This is a genomic window from Nocardiopsis sp. NPDC055824, from assembly GCF_053616335.1.
Genome location: NZ_JBSHDN010000100.1, coordinates 1 through 22922, shown reverse-complemented (window position 1 = coordinate 22922; position 22922 = coordinate 1). Strand labels below are relative to the sequence as shown.

General features: G+C 69.5%; 23 protein-coding genes. 9 read left to right on the top strand and 14 right to left on the bottom strand.

From position 1 onward, the window contains the following. Window positions 1-118 precede the first annotated feature (118 nt). Both ACWGL3_RS19750 and ACWGL3_RS19745 read left to right on the top strand, forming a co-directional pair. Window positions 119-961 carry an SURF1 family cytochrome oxidase biogenesis protein gene (locus tag ACWGL3_RS19750; RefSeq protein WP_267947496.1) on the top strand — a complete coding sequence of 281 codons (843 nt, stop codon included), beginning with the start codon at window positions 119-121 and terminating at the stop codon, window positions 959-961. Between the two features lie 31 nt (window positions 962-992). Continuing rightward, on the top strand, window positions 993-1829 hold the full coding sequence (locus ACWGL3_RS19745; RefSeq protein ID WP_267947497.1) for a class I SAM-dependent methyltransferase: 837 nt from the start codon (window positions 993-995) through the stop codon (window positions 1827-1829). 22 nt (window positions 1830-1851) lie between these two features. Here ACWGL3_RS19745 and ACWGL3_RS19740 read toward each other — a convergent pair whose 3' ends face one another. Beyond that, window positions 1852-2412: an RNA 2'-phosphotransferase gene (locus ACWGL3_RS19740; RefSeq protein WP_267947498.1), complete on the bottom strand. Its 561-nt coding sequence runs from the start codon at window positions 2410-2412 to the stop codon at window positions 1852-1854. Between the two features lie 212 nt (window positions 2413-2624). On the opposite strand from ACWGL3_RS19740, the gene ACWGL3_RS19735 reads away from it, so the two are divergent. After that, complete coding sequence (locus ACWGL3_RS19735; protein ID WP_267947499.1) at window positions 2625-3440, top strand: TIGR02452 family protein; 816 nt, start codon at window positions 2625-2627, stop codon at window positions 3438-3440. A gap of 24 nt (window positions 3441-3464) precedes the next feature. Here ACWGL3_RS19735 and ACWGL3_RS19730 read toward each other — a convergent pair whose 3' ends face one another. After that, window positions 3465-4103 carry a MerR family transcriptional regulator gene (locus tag ACWGL3_RS19730; protein WP_267947500.1) on the bottom strand — a complete coding sequence of 213 codons (639 nt, stop codon included), beginning with the start codon at window positions 4101-4103 and terminating at the stop codon, window positions 3465-3467. Window positions 4104-4200: 97 nt separating this feature from the next. Between ACWGL3_RS19730 and ACWGL3_RS19725 the strand changes: the two genes are divergently transcribed. Together ACWGL3_RS19725 and ACWGL3_RS19720 are read left to right on the top strand one after the other, a co-directional pair. Next, window positions 4201-5208, top strand: coding sequence for a hypothetical protein (locus ACWGL3_RS19725; protein ID WP_267947501.1), 1008 nt, complete (start codon window positions 4201-4203; stop codon window positions 5206-5208). A gap of 59 nt (window positions 5209-5267) precedes the next feature. After that, window positions 5268-5519: a Smr/MutS family protein gene (locus tag ACWGL3_RS19720; RefSeq protein ID WP_267950208.1), complete on the top strand. Its 252-nt coding sequence runs from the start codon at window positions 5268-5270 to the stop codon at window positions 5517-5519. 977 nt (window positions 5520-6496) lie between these two features. Here the strand turns inward: ACWGL3_RS19720 and ACWGL3_RS19715 are convergent. The 9 genes from ACWGL3_RS19715 to ACWGL3_RS19675 form a co-directional block, all read right to left on the bottom strand. Beyond that, window positions 6497-7249 carry an ABC transporter gene (locus ACWGL3_RS19715; RefSeq protein ID WP_344182531.1) on the bottom strand — a complete coding sequence of 251 codons (753 nt, stop codon included), beginning with the start codon at window positions 7247-7249 and terminating at the stop codon, window positions 6497-6499. Beyond that, window positions 7246-8040 (bottom strand): ABC transporter permease, encoded by a 795-nt coding sequence (locus ACWGL3_RS19710; RefSeq protein ID WP_267947503.1) that lies wholly within the window; start codon window positions 8038-8040, stop codon window positions 7246-7248. The genes ACWGL3_RS19715 and ACWGL3_RS19710 overlap by 4 nt, the downstream gene beginning before the upstream one ends. A 5-nt stretch (window positions 8041-8045) precedes the next feature. Beyond that, on the bottom strand, window positions 8046-8759 hold the full coding sequence (locus ACWGL3_RS19705) for an ABC transporter ATP-binding protein (RefSeq protein ID WP_267950209.1): 714 nt from the start codon (window positions 8757-8759) through the stop codon (window positions 8046-8048). A gap of 125 nt (window positions 8760-8884) precedes the next feature. Then, entirely contained in the window at window positions 8885-9634 is a 750-nt protein-coding gene (locus tag ACWGL3_RS19700) for a response regulator transcription factor (protein ID WP_267947504.1), read from the bottom strand. Then, window positions 9631-11472 carry an ABC transporter ATP-binding protein gene (locus tag ACWGL3_RS19695; protein ID WP_452461642.1) on the bottom strand — a complete coding sequence of 614 codons (1842 nt, stop codon included), beginning with the start codon at window positions 11470-11472 and terminating at the stop codon, window positions 9631-9633. The genes ACWGL3_RS19700 and ACWGL3_RS19695 overlap by 4 nt, the downstream gene beginning before the upstream one ends. Then, a complete protein-coding gene (locus ACWGL3_RS19690; RefSeq protein ID WP_267947506.1) occupies window positions 11469-11912 on the bottom strand; it encodes a lasso peptide biosynthesis B2 protein in 444 nt (147 codons plus the stop codon). Before ACWGL3_RS19690 ends, ACWGL3_RS19695 begins: the two co-directional genes overlap by 4 nt. Beyond that, window positions 11909-12172 carry a PqqD family protein gene (locus ACWGL3_RS19685; protein ID WP_267947507.1) on the bottom strand — a complete coding sequence of 88 codons (264 nt, stop codon included), beginning with the start codon at window positions 12170-12172 and terminating at the stop codon, window positions 11909-11911. Before ACWGL3_RS19685 ends, ACWGL3_RS19690 begins: the two co-directional genes overlap by 4 nt. Next, the gene (locus tag ACWGL3_RS19680; protein ID WP_267947508.1) at window positions 12166-13998 is read right to left on the bottom strand and encodes an asparagine synthase-related protein; all 1833 of its coding nucleotides are present in this window, start codon (window positions 13996-13998) and stop codon (window positions 12166-12168) included. The genes ACWGL3_RS19685 and ACWGL3_RS19680 overlap by 7 nt, the downstream gene beginning before the upstream one ends. A 138-nt stretch (window positions 13999-14136) precedes the next feature. Continuing rightward, on the bottom strand, window positions 14137-14268 hold the full coding sequence (locus tag ACWGL3_RS19675) for a putative RiPP precursor (RefSeq protein ID WP_267947509.1): 132 nt from the start codon (window positions 14266-14268) through the stop codon (window positions 14137-14139). 837 nt (window positions 14269-15105) lie between these two features. Between ACWGL3_RS19675 and ACWGL3_RS19670 the strand changes: the two genes are divergently transcribed. The 3 genes from ACWGL3_RS19670 to ACWGL3_RS19660 all read left to right on the top strand — a co-directional run bounded on the left by ACWGL3_RS19670 (window position 15106) and on the right by ACWGL3_RS19660 (window position 18028). Then, complete coding sequence (locus tag ACWGL3_RS19670; protein WP_267947510.1) at window positions 15106-16239, top strand: sensor histidine kinase; 1134 nt, start codon at window positions 15106-15108, stop codon at window positions 16237-16239. Window positions 16240-16377: 138 nt separating this feature from the next. Continuing rightward, window positions 16378-17172 carry a VOC family protein gene (locus ACWGL3_RS19665; protein WP_267947511.1) on the top strand — a complete coding sequence of 265 codons (795 nt, stop codon included), beginning with the start codon at window positions 16378-16380 and terminating at the stop codon, window positions 17170-17172. Between the two features lie 67 nt (window positions 17173-17239). Then, the gene (locus ACWGL3_RS19660) at window positions 17240-18028 is read left to right on the top strand and encodes a VOC family protein (RefSeq protein WP_267947512.1); all 789 of its coding nucleotides are present in this window, start codon (window positions 17240-17242) and stop codon (window positions 18026-18028) included. A 79-nt stretch (window positions 18029-18107) separates the two neighbouring features. On the opposite strand, the gene ACWGL3_RS19655 is transcribed toward ACWGL3_RS19660, so the two are convergent. From ACWGL3_RS19655 to ACWGL3_RS19645, 3 genes are all read right to left on the bottom strand, one after another. After that, window positions 18108-19679: a long-chain-fatty-acid--CoA ligase gene (locus ACWGL3_RS19655; RefSeq protein WP_267947513.1), complete on the bottom strand. Its 1572-nt coding sequence runs from the start codon at window positions 19677-19679 to the stop codon at window positions 18108-18110. Between the two features lie 76 nt (window positions 19680-19755). Continuing rightward, window positions 19756-20640, bottom strand: coding sequence for an amidohydrolase family protein (locus ACWGL3_RS19650; RefSeq protein WP_267947514.1), 885 nt, complete (start codon window positions 20638-20640; stop codon window positions 19756-19758). A 210-nt stretch (window positions 20641-20850) separates the two neighbouring features. Then, window positions 20851-21333, bottom strand: coding sequence for an Lrp/AsnC family transcriptional regulator (locus ACWGL3_RS19645; RefSeq protein WP_267947515.1), 483 nt, complete (start codon window positions 21331-21333; stop codon window positions 20851-20853). A 190-nt stretch (window positions 21334-21523) separates the two neighbouring features. Between ACWGL3_RS19645 and ACWGL3_RS19640 the strand changes: the two genes are divergently transcribed. Then, window positions 21524-22828, top strand: a complete 1305-nt coding sequence (locus ACWGL3_RS19640) for an MFS transporter (RefSeq protein ID WP_267947516.1) — start codon at window positions 21524-21526, stop codon at window positions 22826-22828. Window positions 22829-22922 lie beyond the last annotated feature (94 nt).

Genomic DNA, 22922 nt, shown 5'->3' with positions numbered 1-22922 from the left:
GGGAGGGGAGGCTCCCCGCGCCCCGGGCGCCCACGCGGGGCCGCCGGAGCCGGCGGCCCCGCGGCCGTTCGCGAGGGGCGGTGCGGCGCGGCCCGGAGCGTCTCATAACCTCGAAGACGTGCTCAAGGTCCTGTTGTCGCAACGCATGCTGGCGTTCCACGCGCTCGTCCTGGTGATCGTGCCCAGCTTCGTCTGGCTGGGCTTCTGGCAGCTGGACCGCTGGGAGCTGCGCAGCGCGTCCGTCAACCTCCAGCAGGACAACCTCGCCGCCGAACCCGTTCCCGTCTCGGAGCTGGCCGCCGTCGGGGAGGACGTCGCCCCCGGCGACCGGTGGCGCACCGTCGAGGCCTCCGGCACCTGGGACACCTCCCACGAGATCCTCCTGCGCAACCGCGACGGATCCGGCGGCGTCGGGTACCACGTCCTGACCCCCCTGGTCGGGGAGGACGGTACGGCCGTCCTGGTCAACCGCGGATGGATCCAGCGCGGTGAGACCGCGCTGGACGCCCCCGAGCCCCCGGCGGCCCCCGGCGGGACCGTGGACGTGACCGGTCGGCTGCACTTCTCCGAGACGGAGGAGAACAGCGGCCTGCGCAATCGCGACGACCTGCCCGAGGGGCAGCTCATGATGGTCGACGTCGACATGATCGCGGACGGACTGCCCTACCCGGTCTACGGTGGATTCGTCGAGCTCACCCGGCAGGACCCGGCGCCCGATCCGGCCCCCGAGCCGGTCGAGCTGCGCGAGGTGGACTCCGGCATGAGCGCCTCCTACGCCGTGCAGTGGTGGGTGTTCGCCGTCGTCGCCGTCGCGGGCTGGATCTTCCTCGTCCGCCGCGAACTGCGCGAGGCCCGAGAGGCCCGCGAGGACGGGCGTCCGGGGGAGGCGGCCCCCGCGGGGCCGCCCGGGCAGGAGCCGTCGGAGGCCGCCGCCGGGACCGGTGGCGGTACCGACCGTTGAGTCCCCGTCCACGGCACGAGGAGCCAGCCCCATGCACGACGAGACCGACTACCCGGCGCCCGGACACGTGGAGCGCCGCGACGTCGACGCGGGGGAGAGCGCCCGCGCCGGACGCCTGTGGTGGGACGGCGCCGCCGACGCCTACCAGGCCGAACACGGCGGCTTCCTGGGCGACGCCGATTTCGTGTGGTGCCCGGAGGGGCTGACCGAGGAGCGGGCGAGGCTGCTCGGCGAGCCCGCGGAGCTGCGGGGGGCACGGGTCCTGGAGGTCGGCTGCGGTGCGGGCCAGTGCGGCCGGTGGCTGCGCGCGAGGGGTGTGCGGGAGGTGGTCGCGTTCGACCTGTCGTTCCGGCAGCTGCAGCACTCGCGGCGGATCGACACCGAGACGGGACACAGCCTGCCGACCGTGCAGGCCGACGCCCAGAGGCTGCCTTTCGCCGACGCCTCCTTCGACGCGGTGTTCTCGTCGTTCGGCGCGTTCCCGTTCGTGCCCTCGGCCGACGACGCCCTCGGTGAGGCGGCACGGGTCCTGCGCCCCGGCGGGCGCCTGGTCTTCTCGGTGACGCACCCGGTCCGGTGGAGCTTCCCGGACGACCCCGGCGAGGAGGGGTTCACCGTCCACCAGTCCTACTTCGACCGCCGCGCCTACGTGGAGGAGGACGACGAGGGCAACGCGGTCTACGTGGAGCACCACCACACGGTGGGCGACTGGGTCCGGGGGATCGCCCGCGCGGGGCTGACGCTGAAGGACCTGGTCGAACCGGAGTGGCCGGAGGGGCTCGACCGCGTGTGGGGAGGCTGGGGGCCGGTGCGGGGCCGGATGATCCCCGGCACCGCGATCTTCTCCGCGGTCAGGCCGAAGGGCTGAGGGCCGGCCGGGACGCCCCGCCTCAGAGGCCGGGCGCGGCGGACCCGCCCAGGTATTCCGGGGGCACGGCGGCGACGAGCCAGACCCCGTTCCCGGTCACACGGAAGACGTGGCCGTCGGCGTGCATGCGCCCGGCGGCGACGGAGAGCACCACGGGAGTGCCCCGGCGGGCCCCCACCCGGCGGGCGGTCTCCGTGTCGGGGGACAGGTGGACGTCGTGGCGGTTCATCGGACGCAGGCCCTCGGCGGCGATGGCGGGCAGGAACCGGCCCACGGTTCCGTGGTGGAGCAGTTCCGGGGGGACGCTCGGCTCCCAACCGAGGTCGACATCGACGGAGTGGCCCTGCTGTGCGCGGATGCGGGTGCCGTCCGGGCTGAGGGCGAACCGCTTCTTGTCGTTGTTCCCGACCACCTCGGCGAGGGTTTCCCGGGAGAGGCGGATCCCGGCGTCGCGGCAGCCCGTGAGGAGGTCCTCCACCCCGGCCCACCCCTGGGCATCCAGACGCAGCCCCGCGAGGCCGGGGTCGTGGCGCAGGACGCGCGCCAGGAACTTGGAGGCGCGGACCCTCTCCTTGGTGTTCATGCGTGTGTTCGCCGGTCTTTCCACATAGGGATGATCCCGTGCGCCCGCCGTCGCGTGCCAGGGGTTTTCGGGCTGTCCGGATGCGGAAATCTTCTTGGAGGCTCGGGTCCGGGGGAGTAGTTTGCGTAGTTCGACCGGTATTCGGCCGACGACCGTCCGCCTCCAGGGACCGCGGGCCGGGCCCGCGCCGTGGACCACAGGAGGAGGGCCCCGTGTCCCAGAGGTTGCGTGCCGTGTGGCGGGAGACCCGCGACGCCTTCGAGCAGGGGCACTACCGGGTCGGGGAGCGGCTGGTGGACCTGTCGGGGGACCTGGCCGCGATGCGGGCGGGCACGCGGCTCTACCTGCCGGGTGAGCCGGCGGCCCCCTCCGGGCCGGGGATGCGGCGCACGACCCGTTTCGAGGTCACCCGGGAGAGCACGCTCGCCGCGGCCGGGCGACTGGCGTCCGGGCCGGGGCGGACCCATGTGGCGGCGCTGAACTTCGCGTCCGCCCGCAGGCCCGGCGGCGGCGTCGCCAACGGCGCGCGTGCGCAGGAGGAGAGCCTGGCCAGGTCGAGCGCCCTGTACGCCTCCCTGGTGCTGTGCCCGGAGTACTACGACCACCACCGGGAGCACGGGAGCCTGCTCTACACGGACAGGGTGATCTGGTCGCCCGGCGTGCCGGTGTACCGCGACGACGGGGGCGGGTGGCTGCCGGAGCCCCTGCTGGTCTCCTTCCTCACCTGCGCGGCGCCGAACCGGCGGATGATCGAGCGCAACCGGGTCGAACCCGCCGACCCCGTCCCCGGCGTCCTGGCCGCGCGGGCGCGCGGCGTGCTCGCCGTCGCGGCCGAGCAGGGGGTCGACCGGCTGGTGCTCGGGGCGTGGGGGTGCGGCGTGTTCGGCAACCACCCGTCGGAGGTGGCGGCGGCCTTCGCGGGGCACCTGAGGCCGGGCGGCGGGTTCGCCGGGATGTTCGAGCACGTGGTGTTCGCGATCCTGGACCGCGACGACACGGTGCGCGAGGCCTTCGCGGGGGCGCTGTGACCCCGCGCCCGGCGCGGGTCCGCGTCAGTCCCCGGGCACCACGCCGGCCCGCCGGGCGGACTCGTCGGCCTGTGCGAGCCTGCGCAGGACCGCCATGAGGGTGTCGCCGAGCACCGAGTACACGACGGCGCTCTCCAGGATCTCGTCGGTGCCGGTGACCCGGCCGATGACGTCGAGGTCCACCCGGGCCGCCTGCTCCATGGTGGCGGCGTAGCCGTCGAGGGCCTCGTCGTCGAGGGGGCGCCCTGCGCGGCGGTAGGTGGCGACCACCTCGGCCAGGTCGGCGGCGGCGCGGCTCTGGGGGTGGACGTGCCAGCCGCGCCGCTCGAACAGGGCCCGCACCCGGCCGTGGTCCTCCTCTTCGGCGGTGGCGACGCCCTTCGTGGCGGGCGGGAGCACGTGCATGGCGTGGCCGAGGAGTTCGTGGGTGATCGGAGGGTCGGGGGAGTCGACGCGGGCGAGGATCTCGCGGGTGGTGGCGATGGGCAGGCCGCCCACGTCGGTCAGGGCGCGGACCAGGCGCAGCCGGTGGAGGTGCCCCTCCCCGTAGCTCGCCTGGTTGGGGCCGGTGCGCTCGCCCCGGGGCAGGAGCCCTTCGCGGAGGTAGTACTTGATCGTCGGCACCGGGGTCCCGGACCGCTCACTCAGCTCGCCGATACGCATGGGCCCATCCTCGCTTCTTTCCCTTGCCACGTCCCGGTGCTTCATGGATAGTAAAGGTATCCGTAATGGATAGTGGAAGTATCCAAAAAGGAGAAGCGTGAACGTCCCGACCACCCCCCGCCCCGCCCCCGGCGCGTTCCTGCGGACCGCGCCGGACTGGCACCGCCCCCTCATGGCGACCGCCGCCCTGTGCGCGGTCGTCCTGGCGGCGGCCCTCGTCGGCCTCGCGGTGGACGACCGCACCCTCGTCGGCCGCCCGATCTGGCTCAAGCCGGCCAAGTTCGCCCTGTCGATCGCGGTCTACAACGTCACCCTGGCGTGGCTGCTCTCGCTGCTCGTGCGGTGGCGGCGCACCGGGTGGTGGCTCGGGACGCTCTTCTCCGCCATGGTCCTCGGCGAGCTGGCCGCGATCGGGCTCCAGGCCTGGCGGGGCGAGCTCAGCCACTACAACTACGCGACCCCGTTCGACGCGGCCGTCTACAACGCCATGGCCGCCATGATCGTCACCGCGTGGACCGCCAACCTCGGGATCGGCGTCCTGCTGCTCGTGCAGCGCGTCGGCGAGCGCTCCACCACCTGGGCGGTGCGGATCGGCACGGGGATCGCCCTCGCCGGAATGGCCGCGGCCTTCTTCATGACCGTCCCGTCCGACCAGCAGATGGTCGCCCTGGAGAACGGCGGACCGGGGGACGTGATCGGGGCGCACACCGTCGGCGTGGCGGACGGCGGGCCGGGGCTGCCGGTCGTGGGCTGGAGCACGGTCGCCGGGGACCTGCGGGTCGCCCACTTCGTCGGCATCCACGGGCTCCAGGCGCTCGTCCTGCTCGCCCTGCTCCTGGTGGCGCTGGGCCGCCGCCACCCGCGGCTGGAGCCGGACGCCGTGCGGCTGCGCGTGGTCGCCGTGGTCGGATCGGCCCACGCGGCGCTCCTGGTCCTGACCGCCTGGCAGGCGCTGCGGGGCCAGTCGGTCGTGCGCCCGGACGCCGTCACCCTCCTGGCCGCAGCACTGCTGGCCGCGGCGACCGCGGCGGGCCTGTGGTGGGCGCTGCGCAGACGCGGGGGCGGGAGCGGCCGCGAACGGAACCGGGCGACCGGGCGGGCCTGAGCGGCCTCCGCGGCCGGTCGGCCCGTATCATCCGTGTGACCGGACGCGGAGGAGGCACGGTGCGGCTCAAACTCGACCTGCACGACATCTTCAACAAGGGCCGCGATATCGACAGGGCCCTCGCCGACATCATGGACGAGGCCGAGCGCACCGGGGCCAGGACCGTGGAGATCATCCCCGGCAAGGGGTCGGGGCAGCTGAAGAAGCGGGTGCTGCGCTACCTCGACCGCAAGGACGTCAAGGCCCGCTACCACCGGGTCGAGAAGGACTCCAAGAACTTCGGCCGTCTCTTCATCCACTTCAAGCGCTGACCCGGGGCGGTCCGAGCACGGCCGCTCCGTGCGATGCCCCGTGCCGTGAGCGGGCTGCTACGGGCCACCGGGAGTCTTGAGGGCCCGTGACGAGGGAGGACACAGTGGGTTGCCCCGCCGTTCCCCGGCAGGGCGGAGTGTCCCGGAGGGTGGGGGTCTGCATGCCGGTTTCCCGGGGGCGTGGCCGTCGTTCGACCAGGGGCGCCACGTCGAAAGGCGCTCCGGGCTCAGGCGGCGCTGGTCAGAATCCGGAACGACTTCCGCGGACCGAGACCGACACCCAGGCGCAGCACCATCCATATCCCGGAGTAGACGCGGACCCGTTCTCGGCGGACCGTCACCAACATCGGCTTCCAGTCCCAGCCGGGTCTGGCCTGGGAGAGCATCTCCTGTATATGCGGATCTTCGAGGCTTCGGCTCTCCAGCCATCCGCCTCCGATCTTCTCGACAGTTCGAGCCAGGTTTCCGCACCTTGCACAGCTGCTGTCGAACAATAAATAGTTTGCCAACAGAAAAATCCCTTCCTGGTGTTCCGTGCGGCCTTGACTGTCCGATACAGGGTGGCGGGGCAGTGGTGCCCCGTGTGCCAGGGGCTCCCGGAGTCCGGTCCGCCGTGCAGCCTCACTTCGGAGCGGGGCGGTTCTGCCGGTGCTCCCGGCAAGGCGCCCGTTTCCACCGAGTCGTCCGTTCGGCGGGGCGGCCCTGCCCCGTTCGGGGCCGGGCGGTTCCGAGGGCCCCGGGGTCGGTACCGATTACTCCTGGCGGGACGCCCGGTCGGTCCGACGGGTTTTCACCGGGGTGCTTTCCCGGCGATCAACCGCCAAGGGTGAGAAACGTGATGATCAGGGCCAGGGCGATGACGCCCGCAATCGACCAGACAACGGTCTTCGTTCCCTGCTTCATTCGGTATACCTCTCCTCGTGTTTGTTAAGGTGCCTCCCGGCGCGGGGGTGCCGGGGAGTTCTCGTCCGAACGGTTCAGGCGTCGCGGCGCACCAGGAAGACCGCGTACACGGCGAGGGCCACGAGAGCCCAGACCGCGAGGGTCAGCGCGGCGATTCCGGGTGGAAGCTCATGCACGTCGTAGGCGGGGGCTCCGATCAGGCTCAGGCCGGCCTGGTCGGGCAGGAGCCTGAGCGCTTCCGGCCACTGCAGGACGCCGGTGGCGACGACCAGGGGGAGGGTGATCAGGATCCCCAGGGGCGTGATCGTGCTGCGGAGGAGGCCGGCGAGGCCGAAGGCGATCACCGACATGAACGCGTACACCGCGATCCACCGTCCGAGGTCGAGGAGAAGCTCTCCCGCCCCCGACCCGGCCGAGACCCCGATGAGCAGTCGCGCGGGGGCGAGCACGACGACCGCCGCGGTGAGCACGGTGGTGACCATCGCTCCCAGCTTCCCGAGCACCAGGGCGCGGCGGTCCGGGGTCGCGGTGAGGCTCATGCGAAGCTGGCCTCCGCGGTATTCGCTCGCCGCGGCGTGCACGGGCAGGACCAGGAACGCGTACACCGGGGCGAGCATGAGAGTGCCGAAGGAGGACAGCGTCGAGGGCCCTTGGGAGCCTCCGGTGTAGAAGGTGACCCCCGACGCCTCGATCACCGCCAGGAGCGTGTTCGCGGCCAGGGTGACGGCGAGCATGGTGATGCCGACCGGGTTCGTGATGATCTTGGTGATCTCTGCGGCGGTGACGTCGCGTCGACGGATCACGGGCGGCTCGGTCCTCGTGTTCACCTTGCGTCCCTCCGCTTGACGGCGAGCGTCGCGACGACAGAGGTGACGAGCGCCCAGCCGGCCAGGACTGCCGCGCCGTGCCCGGCGCTGCCGGTCAGCGGCGCGCCCGCGTCCCGTCCCTGCAGCAGAAGGTTGCGCGCCGCGCTCAGGGGCAGGAACGCGTCCACGGCGGGCGAAACCATCGCGACCACCTGGGCCATGGTCAGCATGATCAGGATCACCGTCGCGATGATCCCGGTCAGAGTGCGCCGGGTGATGAGGGTGATCCCGGCGCCGATCAGGGTGAACGTCACGGTGAAGAGGAGCAGGGCGGCCTCGGCCGCCAGCATGTCCGTGCTCCACAGCATGCCGGGGTTCCAGTTCCGGACAGCGATGTACATGAAGGCGTTGGCCATGGCGATGCACACGAGCCCGAGCACGAGCGCGTAGGCCGTCATGGCCGAGAGCTTGCCCAGGACCAGGCGGAGGCGGTGGGGAACGGCGACCAAGCTCAGGCCGAGCTGCCCCGCCCGGAACTCCGTACCCGCGAGCACCGCGCCGAGGATCGGGAAGAGGAGGCCCGGATTGAAGACGCTGACACCGAGCGTCTGCCGGAGTTCCGTCTCGGCGTGAACGGCCCTTCCATCGACCTCGGACATACCGTCGGGCCGCACGTTCGCGACGGTGTCGATGTTGAATCCGAGAGTCTGGTACTGGAAGAAGACGTTGAGGGCGAGGATGACGCCCGTGATCACCCAGACGCTCGGGAGGGTCAGGACCTTCGTCAACTCGGATCGGACGATGCTCAGCACGCCGATCACCAACTCTGCCCGGGCTGGCTGCCCGTCAACGAGAAGAACGCGTCTTCGAGGGAGGCGTGCCCCTCGGTGATCTCGCTCAGGGAGCCGTTCGCGATGATGCGGCCCTTGTCGATGATCACGATGTCGTCGACCGTCTCCGCGGTCTCGCCCATGAGGTGGCTGGACAGCAACACGGTGTTGCCCTGGTCGGCATACCGTCGCAGGAAGGTACGGATGGTCCGGATGCCTTCGGGGTCGAGGCCGTTGACCGGCTCGTCGAGGACGAGGATCCGCGGCTCTCCGAGCAGGGCCGCGGCCAGCCCCAGCCTCTGTTTCATGCCCAGGGAGTACTTGCCCACCCGCACCTTCGCCGCTTCGGAGAGGCCGACCGTCTCCAGGACCTCGGAGATCCGCCGGGACGGTATGCGGTTGGACTGGGCGATCCAGCGAAGGTGGTCGACTCCCCGGCGTTCCGGCACGGCCGAGGCGCCGTCGAGCATCGCACCGACTGTCCTCAGGGGCTGCCGTAGCGATGTGTACGGCCGGCCCTCGATGAGCGCCGTACCGGAGGTGGCCCGGTCGATCCCGAGGAGAACGCGGAGCGTACTCGACTTCCCGGCCCCGTTCGGGCCGAGGAAACCGGTGACCCGTCCGGGGGCGGCGCTGAAGCTCACCCGGTCGACGGCCACCTTGGGACCGTACTTCTTCGAAACGTCCTTGACTTCGATCACCGGCACCAGACCCCTTGTGTCGACCGCCTCCTCCGTGCGCATCGAGCTTCACACGCCGGGCCCCGCCGCGCTGACACCCGAAAGTGGACACCTGGCGGCCCCGGTCCGTCCGGGCGGGGCCGGCCTCAGCCGAGGACGCCCGCCTCGTAGGCCAGGACGACGAGGTGGGTCCGGTTCTTGGCGCCGAACTTCTCGAACATGCGCCGAAGGTAGGTACGCACGGTCTCGTTGCTCAGATGGAGTTCTGCTGCGATGTCCTGGCTCCTGTGGCCGGCTGCCAGGAGACGGCAGATCTTGATCTGCTGCTCGGTGAAGGACGGGTGTCCGCCGTCAGGCGGTCCGGCCGGGGCGGCGCCGCCCCTGGCGGAGAGGCGACCGAACAACCGCGACGTCACGTCCAGCGCCAAGGACGCGTGTCCCGCGTGGACGGCTCTGATCGCGCTCAGTATCCGGACGGGCGAAGCGCTCTTCAGGAGGAAGCCGGAAGCGCCGAATCGCAGGGCCTCGTGAACGTATTCGTCGTGGTCGAACGAAGTGAGCATCACGGTTCTCGTCGAAAGCGAATTCCGTCGCAAATCGCGGACGACGTCGATGCCGCTCGGCCCCGGCATCTCGATGTCGAGCAGCAGGACGTCCGGCTCCGAGGCGGCCAGCCGCTTCACCATTCCCTCTCCCGTGTCGGCTGTGCCGACCAGGTCGATATCGGGAACCTTCGCGAAGAATTTCTTGTAGGCGCGCAGGAATCCGTCGTCGTCGTCCGCCATGAAGACCCTGATGGAGGACCCGGGGTGCGTCGGTCCTCCGGCCCCGGCCGCGTCGACGACGGCGATGTCCTCCCTGGCGGGAGGAGAGGGTTCATACACCTGCGAGCTCATGTCTTCTCCGCGTGCCCCGAGAGGAACTGGTGCTTTGCGAGCTCATTGTACAACTCGCAGCTCTGGATCAGTTCGTGGTGGGTTCCCTGGGCGATGACGCGTCCCATGTCGAGGACAATGATCTTGTCCGCCGAGACCACGGTTGAGAAACGATGGGCGATCACCAGCGTTGTCCGGTCGATTGCCGAGAGGTCCAGGGCATCCCGGATCAGGGCCTCGTTGCGGCTGTCCAAATTTGATGTCGCCTCGTCCAGCAGCAGCACGGGGTTCCCGGAGAGCAGAGCCCTGGCGATTGCCAGACGCTGGCGCTGTCCACCACTGAGGCGCATGCCCATTTCGCCGATCTGCTTTTCGAGATAACGGCGTCCTTCCTCGCGGTCCTGCACGAGCCCGACTTGTCTCAGAGCGTCGATGCACTCGGTGTCCGTCGCTTCTGTGTCAGCCAGCATCAGGTTCCCTCTCACGTTCCCGGAAAGTACAACGGCGTCTTGATCGACATATGCTAGCTGCTTCCGGAGTTTATCGCGTGATAATTCCATGACGTCTTGTCCATGGAAGAGTATCCGACCATCGGTCGGTTCGTAGAATCGCTCAAGAAGTGAGAACAGGGTTGATTTGCCAGCGCCGGACGGCCCTACGAGGGCAACGGTTTCCCCCCGTGCGACGGAGAACGAGACGCTGGAGAGCGTCAATTCTGTGGTGTCGGGGACGCTCGACGTCGGTCGGTCATACCGGAACGATACGCCTTCGAATCGGAAGACTTCGTCCGCATGCCCGGCGAGGATACTGCTGTTTGCAGTCTGGATGTCCGGTTCTGTGGGCTCGGACTTTATCTCTAATATGCGCGCCAAGGCGCCGAAAGCTTCACCGAGGGAGGCCACGACATTCCCCACCATCGCGATCGGGGTCACCATGAGCATCAAGTACATGATGAATGCGCTCAGTTCACCGGTGGTGAGCTCCCCCGACGCGACCCTCAGGGCGCCGAAGCCGACGATCACGATCAGGAGAACCTGCACGGCCACACCGGACACCGTCTGCAGCAGCGCGCGCAGACCTGCTGCCCTGAGGCCGGCTCGGCGGACCTCCGAGGCCATCGCCATGGCCTTGTCGGATTCCCGGCCGACCGCCCGGGCGGCTCGCACAGTCTTCATGGACCCCAGCGAGCGCGAGACGCTCTCCGCGAGAGCACCCAGCGCGTTCTGCATCTGGAGCCCGACCGGCCGGGTCTTCCTGCCGAGAGCCAGGACGACGACGAACACGACCAGAACCGCCACGAAGGAAAGGCCGAGCAGTACGGGGTCGATCAACGCCATCATGACAAGCGATATCAATACGGTGATCGTGCTGATGGCAAGGTCGATCAGGCCAGATGTCAGGAAGGTCCGTGTCTCGGAGACGTCTGTCGTCACCCGCGTGACCAGGTCTGCCCGGTCCCGGAAGTCAAGCCTGGCCATCGGCAGCGAGTAGAGGTGCTTCACCAGCCGTTCGCGGGAATCATAGGCGAACCTCTCCCCCGTTCGTTCGATCACGAGTTCGCGAACCCCGGTCAGCACTGCGCTGACGAGCAGGAGCACGACCAGCAGAGCCGCCTCACCCAGAGGGAGGCCGCTCTGGAAGGTGTCGACCATCCTGGACACCACGAGAGGCTGGACCGCGCCGGCGGCGGTGCCGAGGGTGCCGAGGAAGAAGGCGATGCCGAGCGGAACGCGGTACGGCCTCAGGAGCGGCAGGACGTCACGAAAACCGGCGACCGGGCCGTTCGAGGGGCCAGGCGCGCCCCCGTCCCCGGAACGGAGCGGGTCTCGGGGGTCTGTGTCCGTGTCCGAGACGGTCAATTCTTCTCACCGCCTGAGGAGGCGTACTCCGGGGTGCACACGAGCATCTTGCGGAACCCGCCCAGATCGGCGGACTCACCCACGGGGCGACCGTCGATCTCGACCCAGGCATGTGCGGCGAAGGGCCTGTCCTGGACGCCGGTGCACCAGGTGACGCCGTAGCCGTGCCACCTCGCCAGGAGCGCGGTGGCTATCGACCGCGGCAGACAGCCCTCACCGGCGCACAGCGTGCTGACGGAGACGACCAGTCCCCGGTGGTGTTCCACGTCCTCCACCGCTGGTCTCCCGCCGTTGCGCACGACCAGGCTCATGAGCTGCTTGATCCGATGCGGCTTGAGCTGGCTGACGACGAGCGCCAACCCCACACAGGCGCGAGAACGGAGCAGCGCTCCGCGGGAGGCGGACTCCGCTGCCGGTTCCGGTAGGACGGGGCTGCTCACGCTATCCTCCCCTCGACGAGACGCGCCTTTTTCATGTCCCGGAGAAGCTTGCGGACGTCGCGTCGCGCGACGTCCGGGGGCACGTCGAAATCAGTGGTGACGGTCAGGACGAGTTCATCGACCGACCGTTCTACGTCGAGGGCCTCGGCAAGTCGTATGCCAACCGCGTTCAGATGCCAGTAGGTTCCTCTCTTCGTGTCCAGCAGCAGAGCGCCTTCCTCGTTTGCGCTGATCTTGACCGTGGATTTGAGCTTTACCATGCCTGTGTTCCTCCCGCGGCGATTCTGATCTTTTCTTCGCGGACGTTCCGAAGCCATCTCTCGGCGAATTCGAGGTCAACGACTTCCGAATATGCGATCCCGTCTGCCGAGTAGGAATCAGATGCTCTCACCACCTCTTCGTTCTTCACGAGCCCCATGTCACCGAGTAGCGACCCGCCGGAGAAGGTGTCGTGTGCGCGGTCGAGTATCGTCCGGTGGTGGTCGAACACCTCAGGTGTGTAGTCCCCCTTGTCGCGGCGCAGAAAGTAGTCGAGGCCCATCTCTTTCGGTCTCGCTGCTGCAAGCAATGGCTTGGCCGGATACTGTCGCGTTCGATCCCTGTGATTGAGGGAAAGTGCTGCTTCGACGACTCTTCTGTCGAGATACGGGCTGTCGAACTGGACCTTGTCCGACACGTAGTTCATCCTCCTGTTCACTGCCCCATGGACGGTGAGATAGGAGAGTATTTGATGGGCTGTCCGGTCCGGGGACAGTTCGGCGACTCCTTTCCGGAGCTCGGACAGGGCGAGGTTGCTCACCTGCTCCCTGGTTGCTTCGGTGAAGAAGCTGGGGAACCGTGGCACCTGGATCCAGCTCGAGTAATCAGATGCATCGTGAGCTGGATACGAGAAGTTCCCCGAGGCGATCCGGCCGAGCTCATAGGAGAAGGTCCTCCGATCCAAGAGCATTCTGATCAACGCTGGTACAGGGATGCGGTTCATCGTCCGGTACCGCCAGATCCAGGCGTACCTGCCCCGCCCACCCGACCTGAAGTAGGACCAGATCATGCTTGATACCTGCCCGAAAAGGGCGTCCCCTGCGTGTCCGTTCAGATGTAGGGTGCTTCCGGTACCCCCGATATGCTTCTCAATGGTGGAAGCCGATGCTATGGCTGTCGACAGTGCTCCAGGCCCCTCCGGAAAGATAGAGGGTGAGGCCGGGATCTCCCCCGTGATGTGGTCCAGAACCGACTGGTAGGGCACCTTTAAATGATGGGAGGAAATCTCACGCGCTGCGCGGTCCGACCACGACCAGTCGTTGTTTGATTTATCCCTCGACTCCATGAAGAAGGTGTGGAGATTCAGTCCGATGCTGGACAAGAAAAAGCCCAGCGTTGTGGAGTCCAAGCCCCCTGAAAGGTCGGCGCTGACTGCAGGACGGCCTTCTGTGCGTGACCTCAGTGCTGTCTCGATCCCTGTGGAGAGCTTGTGTTTCAGTTCATCCAGCGGCTGGTCAGCCTTCGGTGGGCGCCACCACAGACTTCTTCGGGGTTCGGAATCTTTGGCGATGTGTAGGTATTCTGCAGTCCCCAAGGCGTCGACGTTGAGCCATATCGGCCGCCGCATGAAGGGGTGGGACACCTCGGCGTTGGCGAGGCGCGTGGCGAGTACGCTGTGATCTAACTCGAAACCGTTGAGAGCGGCGAGTGGATACTGTTCGTCGCTCACTACCACAAGCCCGTCGAACCGCGTCCAGAAAAGAGACCTCGACTGAAAGACTGGAGCATAGGCGTGGAGTTCCTCGCCGTTGTGGGCGAAGAGGAGGACATCGAAGTCCACGAGCTCGTCGGCGAGGTCCTTCGTCTGTGAAAGGGAGGAGATCCTGTCCGTTTTCTGTGTGAGATCCCCGCCTTTTAGGCAGGCGTGGCCGGTGACGACGAAGTTTAAATTCCTGTTGTGCGATGTCAAGAACACGCCGCTGGCTGGACTGCCCAGTATCCAGGGGCGTCCGGAGCGATGATGACAGAGCACAGGACCCACTGTGTCCTGGAACAGCGACAGGGTGCGCTCATGAATATCGGTGTCGGGGAGGATGAATAGCGCCACGATCACTCCTCTCGTGCCGGTGGTTTCATTTTGCGTCTCGGGGCTCGTCCTGAATTTCTGTAGAGCGGTATTCTCCGATCTCGCATGGGAGTACGGGGCAGCACTCCAGGAGTGCTGCCCCGTACTTGTTCAGGTCGTTCAGCAGGCGGGGCTGGTCGTCCACAGGGCGCGGAAGCCGAGGATGTCATTGCAGCTCAGGCGACCCAGCGACTTCGTAAGCTTCTTGAACGAACCGATGTGGGTAAGAGAGGGGGAGGTGTACTTCTTCATGGTCTTTCCTTTCTTGGAGAACTGGCGGATCCGGCGGGGCAGCTTCCTTCAGTCTTCCACGGGCGCCAATACAGGTCGTAGGATGCCCCCGAAGGGGCAATGGCTTCCCCAATGACCGTGGCTGTTTGGTCGGAAAGGGCTGTAGGCAGGCCTGCTGATCCGCCGGCCCCGGTATGCGGACGAACGTTTGTCCGTCCGTAGGGAATCTAAGTGAGTTCTCCCGCCCAAGTCAATGAACCTCCGCCGCCACGGTGGATGTCTTTCCTTCTGGAAGTGCAGGTCACGGCGTTGTGAACGTTCGCCCCGGGCTTCACTCGGGGAAAGAAACCCCTGGTGGGGGAGTGTTCTTGCAGAAATCTTCGAAGGAATCAGGGATGAGGCGCCCTCCGGGGCTTCGTGGGCGCTCTGCGGTAATCGTTCTACCCTTATTGAACTGGGGTTACTGGAACAGACATGAGGAAACAGGTTCGATAATCATGAACAAATGATCTTGTATTGGAGGCGGGTACGTTCTGCAATGAATCGTTTCCGTTGCGTCATCAATCCTATTCGCCTCGTCGTCGGGCCGCCTGCTGCTGAATCGCATGTCTATGCATGCGTGAATGGACGCATGTTGTTCAAGGTGAAATTGAGAAATTTGTGAACCAAAGTTTTCCGAGCAGGGGGGTGAAGGAGGGATTTCGTGGACGGGTACTCCTCCATCAGAGCCCGGGTGGGCCCGCACCACCCTGATACGGGCCTCCGTACGGTGGCGGTTGGAAAGGCGCTCGCCGAGGACGGGTGCGGAGGGTGGGGCGCCGTGGCCGGCGGTGCGGGCCGCTGTGGTGGGATCGACGCATGTTGAGAGATGCTCGGGAGGCGTCGGGTCGGCGCTCCGCCGCCTCACGGCTGGTGGACGCCGCCGTGTCCGCGGCCGTCGTGCTGGTCTTCTGGATCCCCCCGGTGCTCGGCCTAGCCCCGGGAGGGGACCGGCTGCTCGGCTCCTGCCTCGCGCTGCTCGTGGGCGGCGCCGTGCTGCTCCGGTGGAGGTTCCCGGCTGCCGCGGTGTCCGTGGCGCTGGCCTCCACGGCGGTGGGATGGCTGCTCTCCGCCACCACCGATCCCATGGTGGGGGCGGCCTGGTGCCTGTACCCCCTGGCGCTGCGGGGCGGGTCCCGGGAACGCGACGCCGGCTCCGTCGTCCTGGGGGTCCTCGTCCTGGTGTCCCTCGTGCTGGGGGTCAGCTCATCGGCACAGGACGCGATGCAGGGGGTCGTGTTCGGCCTCGGCGCGATCGGTGTGGCCTGGCTCCTCGGACGAGCCGAGGCGGAGCGGCTCGGTGCGGTGCGTCGTGCCGAACGCCAGCAGGCCGAGTTCGAGCACGTCCGGAGGGAGGCCGCCATGGCCCGCGAGGTCCACGACGTCGTGGGCCACGCGCTGAGCACCATCAGCGCCGAAGCCGCCGTCGCGCGGGCCGTGTCGTCCTCGGAGCGGGAGGAGCTCCTCGAGGCGCTGGAGGACATCGAGCACCGGTCGCGTTCGGCCCTGGTCCAGGTGCAGGACCTGGTGCGGGCGCTGCGCCGACGTGACCGTGCTCCGCTCGGCGGCGGCGGGAACCACGCCGCCGCGCTTCGTGAGCTGGTCGCGGCGGCGACGGTGAGCGGCCTGGAGGTGGATGCCCACATCGACCTCCCGGAACACGGAGGGGAAGCCGCCTTCGTCGCCACCCGTGTCGTCCAGGAGGCGCTGAGCAACATCGTTCGGCACGCGGCGGCCGAACGGTGCGAGCTCATGCTGGCGCCGGTCGGGGGCGAGCTCGTCGTCCGGGTCGACGACGACGGCGTCGGGATCCGGGCCGGCGGGAGCGCGGGCTCGGGGATCGCCGGGATGCGCGAACGGGTCGAATCCGTCGGAGGGCGTCTGACGGTGACCAGACGTCTGAGCGGAGGGACGCGTGTCCTGGCGGAGCTCCCGCTGGAGGTGCGGCGCTGAGCGCCTCCCCGACCGCGTTCCGGAGCGGCCGGGCCGGCCAAGGTGAGTTGTGAGAGTCTTTGCCGCCCCGATCCCCGACGGGCCGGTCGGCCGGGTCACACTCGGAAGTGGTGTGCGTCCGATGGAGAAGGGGTTCTGATGATCACCACCGACTTCCTGCCCGGTTCACCCTGTTGGACCGATCTGTCGTCGCCCGACGTCGAGGCCTCGGCCGCGTTCTACCGGGAGCTGTTCGGCTGGCAGGCGGTCGAGGGAGGCCCCGACAGCGCCGGGTACCGGTACCTGCTCCTGGACGGCGCCGCCGTGGCCGGGCTCGTGCCGTTCATGGGCGAGAGTGAGAGGCCCGCCTGGACGGTCTACTTCTCCGACCCCGACGTGGACGACACGGTCCTCACGGTGGAGCACCTCGGCGGAACCCTCGTGGTGGAGCCGTTCGACGTCCTCCACCGCGGGCGCATGGCGGAGTTCACCGACCCTCAGGGCGGCTACGCCGGGCTCTGGCAGGCGAGGGCCTTCCGGGGGATGGAGGCCGCCGACCGCCCCGGGACGCTGTGCTGGGTCGAGCTGTGGACCCCCGACGGCGACGGTGCGCGGGATTTCTACGCCGAGCTCTTCAAGTGGTCCTACACCGGCTTCTCCCTGCCGGGGGAGGCCGGGACGTACACGATCGTCACCCCCGCCGGGCAGGGGCGGGACCGGGCGCACGGCGGGATCATGCCGGTCGATCCCGCTCAGCTGGCCGCCACCGGGGGCGCGGCGGACTGGCACCCGGTGTTCGCGGTCGAGAACTGCGACGCGGCCGTGGAGAGGGTCCGATCGGCGGGCGGCCGGGTGTACACGGGTCCGGAGAGCACACCGGGGGTGGGGCGGCTCGCCCTGTGCGCCGACGTGTTCGGCGCGGGGTTCGTCCTGCTCGCGCCCTCGCCGATGTGAAACCGCGCCCGTTCGGGGCCGGGCCCCGGCGGGGACCGCGGCCGCAAGGAACACGGAGGCCACTGCCATGATCACCACCGACTTCACACCGGGCGCCCCCTGTTGGCTGGAGCTGGGCACACCGGACGTCGACGCGGCCGCCGCCTTCTACCGGCGGATGTTCGGGTGGACCGACACCTCGGCGGGACCGCACACGGGCGGTTACCGGTTCGCCCGCCTGGACGGGAAGGACGTCGGCGGGCTCGGCCCGCTGATGGAGGAGGGCGAGCAGCCCGCGTGGACCGCCTACTTCTCCGTCCCGGACGCGGGGGCCGCCGCCAAGGCGGTGCGCGGACTGGGCGGCACCGTACTCGTCGAGCCGCTGGACGTCATGGGACTCGGGTGGATGGCCCACTTCCTGGATCCACGGGGCGGGCACTTCGCCGTTTGGCAGGAGGGGAGGTTCGCCGGGTTCGACGTCGCGGACCGCCCGGGCACCCTGTGCTGGCTCGAACTGTGGTCGCCGGACGGGGCGGGGGCGCGCTCCTTCTACGGCGGGCTCTTCGGATGGTCCTTCCACTCCTTCGCCCTGGCCGGGGCCCATGAGTACACGCTCGTCGGACCGGAGGGGACGGGGGAGGAGGCCGCCCACGGCGGGATCCTGCCCGTCGACAGGTCCCGGCTGTCCGACGACGCGGGCACCGCGCTCTGGATCCCCGTGTTCCGTGTGGACGACTGCGACGCCGCCGCGGAACGGGCGGCCGACGCGGGCGGACAGGTGTACACGGAGCCGGAGGACACGCCGGGCGTGGGGCGGGTCGCGAACTGCGCGGACCCCTTCGGCGCCGGGTTCATGGTCCTCGGCCCGTCGGTGTGAGCCGCCCCCGCGGGCCGGACCGGCCCGCCGACCGGCCCCGCGCGGGCCCGGTCGGGGGACGCCGGGCCCGCTCCGCCGCCTACTGCCGTGACACGGCGGACGCTCCGCCGCGCAGGACGAACTTCCGGATCTTGCCGGTGGCGGTCTTGGGGAGCTGGTCGAGGAACTCCACCTGCGTGGGCGCCTTGAAGTGGGCCAGGTTGTCGCGGGCGAAGCCGATCAGCTCCTTCTCCGTGGCCTCGGCACCCTCGCGCAGCACCACGGACGCCCTCGGCGTCTCGCCCCAGCGCTCGTGCGGCACCCCGACCACCGCGGCCTCCAGCACCGCCGGGTGCCGCAGGAGGACCCCTTCCACCTCGACGGACGAGATGTTCTCGCCGCCGGAGATGATGACGTCCTTGATCCGGTCCTGGATCTCCACGTACCCGTCCGGGTGGGTCACCGCGGCGTCCCCGGTGTGGAACCAGCCGTCGCCCATGGCCGCCTCGGTGGCCTCGGGGTCGTCGTAGTAGCCCTTCATGACCACGTTCCCGCGCACGGTGATCTCCCCGACGGTCGTACCGTCCCAGGGGACCTCCCGGCCGGCGGTGTCCACCACGCGCAGCTCGCCGGAGGTGAGCAGCTCGACCCCCTGCCGGGCCTTGACGGCGGCGCGGTCGCGGCCGGACAGCCCTCCGTGCTCCGGCCGGGGCTCGCACACGGTGATGAACGGAGCGGTCTCCGTCAGCCCGTAGACGTGGGTGACGGTCCAGTCGAAACCGTCTTCCAGGCGCTCGATCGTGTCGGCGGCCGGGGAGGCCCCGGCGGTGACCACGCGCACGCCGGGCGGGACCTCGCCGCGCACCCCCTCCGGGGTGTTGGCCAGCATGATCAGCACGGTGGGCGCCGCGCACAGCCAGGTGACGCCCTCGTCGCGGATCAGGTCGTACACGGTGGCCGGGTCCATCGCGGGCAGGCACACGTGGGCGGCGGACGCGGCCGTCACCGTCCACGTGTAGGTCCAGCCGTTCGCGTGGAACATCGGCAGGGTCCACAGGTACCGGTCGCCGACGTCCATCCGCAGGTGGAGCAGGGTGCCCACCGAGTTCATGTACGCGTTGCGGTGGGTGATCATCACGCCCTTGGGGCGCGCGGTGGTCCCGCTCGTGTAGTTGACGGTCAGGAGGTCGGTCTCCTCGACGACCGGGCGCACGAACTCGGGGGAGGCCTCCGCGACCAGGGCCTCGTAGTCCTCCCAGCCGGACCGGGCCCCCTCCAGCGCCACGAACCGCTCCACGTCCGGAAGCCGGTCGCGGACGGCGTCGACGGTGTCGAGCTGGTCGGCGTGCACGCACAGGACCTTCGCCCCGGAGTGGTTGACGATGTAGGCGAAGTCGTCGGCGGACAGGCGGAAGTTCACCGGTACCAGGACCGCGCCGAGCTGCGGCACCGCGTAGAAGGACTCCAGCTGCGCGTGGGTGTTGGGGGAGATGTACGCGACCCGGTCGCCCTTGGCCACCCCCATGCCCTGGAGGACCGAGGACCACCGGTCGCACCGGTCGAAGAACTCCTCGTAGGTCAGCCGGAGGCCCCGGTCGACGACCGCCTCGCGGTCCGGGTGCAGTCTGCGCGTCCGGCGCGCGAACTCCAGGGGGGTCAGTGCGAGTTCCATGGTGCCTTCCTTCTGTGCTGGGCCGGTCCGTGTCCGCGGCGGGCCCGTGTCCGCGGCGGTTCCCGGCTGGGGGCGGTCACAGTCCGAACAGCCGTGCCGCGTTGCCGTGGAGGACGGCCCGCAGCCAGTCCGGGCCCAGGCCGAGGCGGGTCAGGGCGTGGAGCTGCTCGGCGTAGGGGTAGGGGATGTTCGGGAAGTCGGTGCCCAGCAGGACGCGCTCGCCCAGGTCCGCCAGGCGGGGGAGGGCGTCGGCGGGGAACGGCGCCCGGGCCTCGGCGAAGTCGGTGAACACCATCGTGGTGTCGAGGTGGACGCGGCCGTACTTCTCGGCGAGGCCCAGGAACTCGACGTACTCCGGCGCCCCGGCGTGCGCGATGACGGCGGTCAGCCGGGGGTGTGCGCTCAGGACCTCGGAGAAGGGGCCCGGACCGGTGAAGCGGCCCGGCTCGGGGCCGGAACCGCAGTGGACCACCACGGGCGTCCCGGCGTCGGCGAGGTTCCCCCAGACGTCGGAGAGCAGGGGGTCGCGCGGGTCGTAGCCGCCGACCTGGAGGTGGGCCTTGAACACGAGGACGCCGGCCTCGACGGCGGCGGCCACGTAGTCGCCGGCGCCGGGCTCGGGGTAGAAGGTGGCGCTGCGCAGGCAGTCGGGGTTGTCGTCGGCGAAGCCGCCCGCCCAGTCGTTGAGCCACACGGCCATGTCCGGCCGGTGCGGGTACGAGAGCGCCGTGAAGTGGCGGACGCCGAACCCCCTGAGCAGGTCGAGGCACTCGTGCTCGTCCCCCCGGTAGGCGAGGGGCCACTGGTCTCCGAGGGCGTCGAAGTGGTTCCGCACCTTGCGCAGCACGTTGTGCGGCATGAAGTGCGTGTGGACGTCGATGAGCCCCGGGAGGCCCAGGTCCCGCCAGACCGTGTGGACGTCGGCGGACCCGGACGCGGGGTCGGATGAGACTCGTGTCACACCTGACACGATACGTGGGCGTTCCCCCGCTGTTCGTGCTGGCCCTGCGGGGAACTCCGGGCCGCTCGCGGAAGACGGGGGCCGAGGGGGCGGGGTCGGGGGATGCCGGGACCTCGGTCGCCGCGGAGCCGCCCCGGGCCGTGAACCCTCGGCGCGCCGTTCCGGCGGAGCCCTCCCGGGAAGGCGGAGGGCCCGGCCGGTGCGTCCGGGTCAGCGCCGCCGGGTGCGCGCCGTGGTCGGCGCGATGCGGTCGTTGCGCAGGTGCTCGTAGACGATCGAGGCGCGCACGTCCGCGACCTCGGGTCTCTCCGTCAGCTTGTCGACGACGAACGCGTACAGGCTGTTGTTGTCCGGCAGGGCCACGTGGACCAGGAAGTCCTCGCTGCCCGAGGTGACGAACACGGACAGGGTGTCCGGCAGGGAGCGGACCCAGTCCCGGAAGGCCTCGATGTTGTGGCGTGAGGGCTTCACGACGCTCACGGTGATGAGCGCCTGCACCGGGCGGCCGATCTTCTCCAGGTCCACGTCCAGGATCGAGCCGCGAATCACACCCTTCTCCCGCAGCGCGCGGGTCCGGTCGAGGGTCGTCGTGGGCGATGCGCCGACCGCGGCGGCCACGTCCCGGTTGGTTTTTCGTGCGTCTGACTGGAGTTCGGCCAGAATCGCCGTATCAAGTTCGTCAAGATCAGGCATGGGTGCATTGTAGCCGTATTAAATACGGAATGTTGTGTATACACCCGCTCTATGATTAACATTTAAGAGAAAAGGTCGTATTTGGCTCGCCGAGGAAGTAATCCTTCCGGAGCAGGCACCGTCGCCCCGCCGTTCGGCCCAGCTCTGGCGCGAGGACGCGCCACCGCAGAACACAAGGGACGTCCGTACCGTGAGACCTTCCTCTGTCCCGGCAGCCGCCGACCGACCGTCGGCCCGCCCGCGGACCCGTGGCCGCACCCTGGCCCTCATCGCGATCGTCTGCGCGGCGCTCAACCTGCGCCTGGTGGTCACCTCGCTGTCCCCCCTGCTCGCCACGGTGGGGGAGGAGTTCGGGTTCACCGCCGTCGTCGTCGGCGTGTTCGGCACCCTGCCCCTGATCGCCTTCGCGGTGTTCGGTCTGGTCACGCCCGCGATCATGCGCCGGCTGGGGCCGGAGGCCACCGCCGCTCTGAGCATGCTCCTGACCGGGGCGGGACAGGTCGTGCGCTCCTTCGCCCCCGACACCGGGACCCTGCTGGTCCTCACCGGCATCGCCCTCACCGGCGCGGCGCTGGGCAACGTCGTGCTCCCGCCGCTGATCAAGCAGTACTTCCCCGACCGCCTGGCGGCCCTGAGCACGGTCCAGATGGTCGCCATCCACGCGGGAGCCCTGTTCCCCCCGCTGGTCGCCGTCCCCCTGGCCGAGACGATGGGCTGGCGCTTCGCCCTGGGCGCCTGGTCGGTGCTCGCCCTGGCGGCCGCCCTGCTGTGGGCGCTCCAGGGGCGCCGGGTGCGCCGGGACGCCCCGGCCGTCGCCGCCTCCGGGCGCCGGTCGGGCGCCGTCCCGGCCGACGGCGCGGGGCCGGAGGACGCCGCCGGCGCCGGACCGGCCCGCCCGATCTGGCGGGTCGGCACGGCCTGGCGGATGGCCCTGCTGTTCGGCATGGTCACCTGGAACGTCTTCACCCTGTTCACCTGGCTGCCCGCGCTGCTGACCGGCGCGGGCCACTCCCCGGCCGCTGCCGGTGCCATGGTGTCCCTGATGGTGGGCTCCAGCCTGCTGTTCGGGCTGGTCGCGCCGACCCTGACCCTGCGTGCCGTGAACACCTTCCCGATCGTGGCACTCGGCCTCACCGGCTACGCGGTCGGCTACCTGGGGGTGGCGGCGGCACCGCAGCTGGCGCCGCTGTGGGTGGTCTGCCTGGGCCTGGGCACCAGCCTGTTCGTGGTGACCATGACGATGATCAACGCGCGCAGCACCACCGCGCGGGGCTCGGCGGCCCTGTCCGGGTTCGTGCAGGGCGCGGGCAGCGGGATCGCCCTGGGAGGCCCTCTGCTGTTCGGGCTGCTGCGTGAGCTGACCGGGGGCTGGACCGCCTCGTACGCACTGGTCGCCGGCGGGTCGCTGGCGGTGGCGTTCGTCGTCGCCCACGTCGAGCGCACGCCGTGGACCATCGAGGCGGCCGCGGCCGCGGCCGGGGGCCGTCCCGGCTGACCGGCGCCCCCGCGGGCGGCGTGCCGGTGGGCGGCCCCGGGCCGGGGAAGGCCCCTGCGCCAGCGTGTCGTGGATCTCCCGCGCCAGCCGCTCC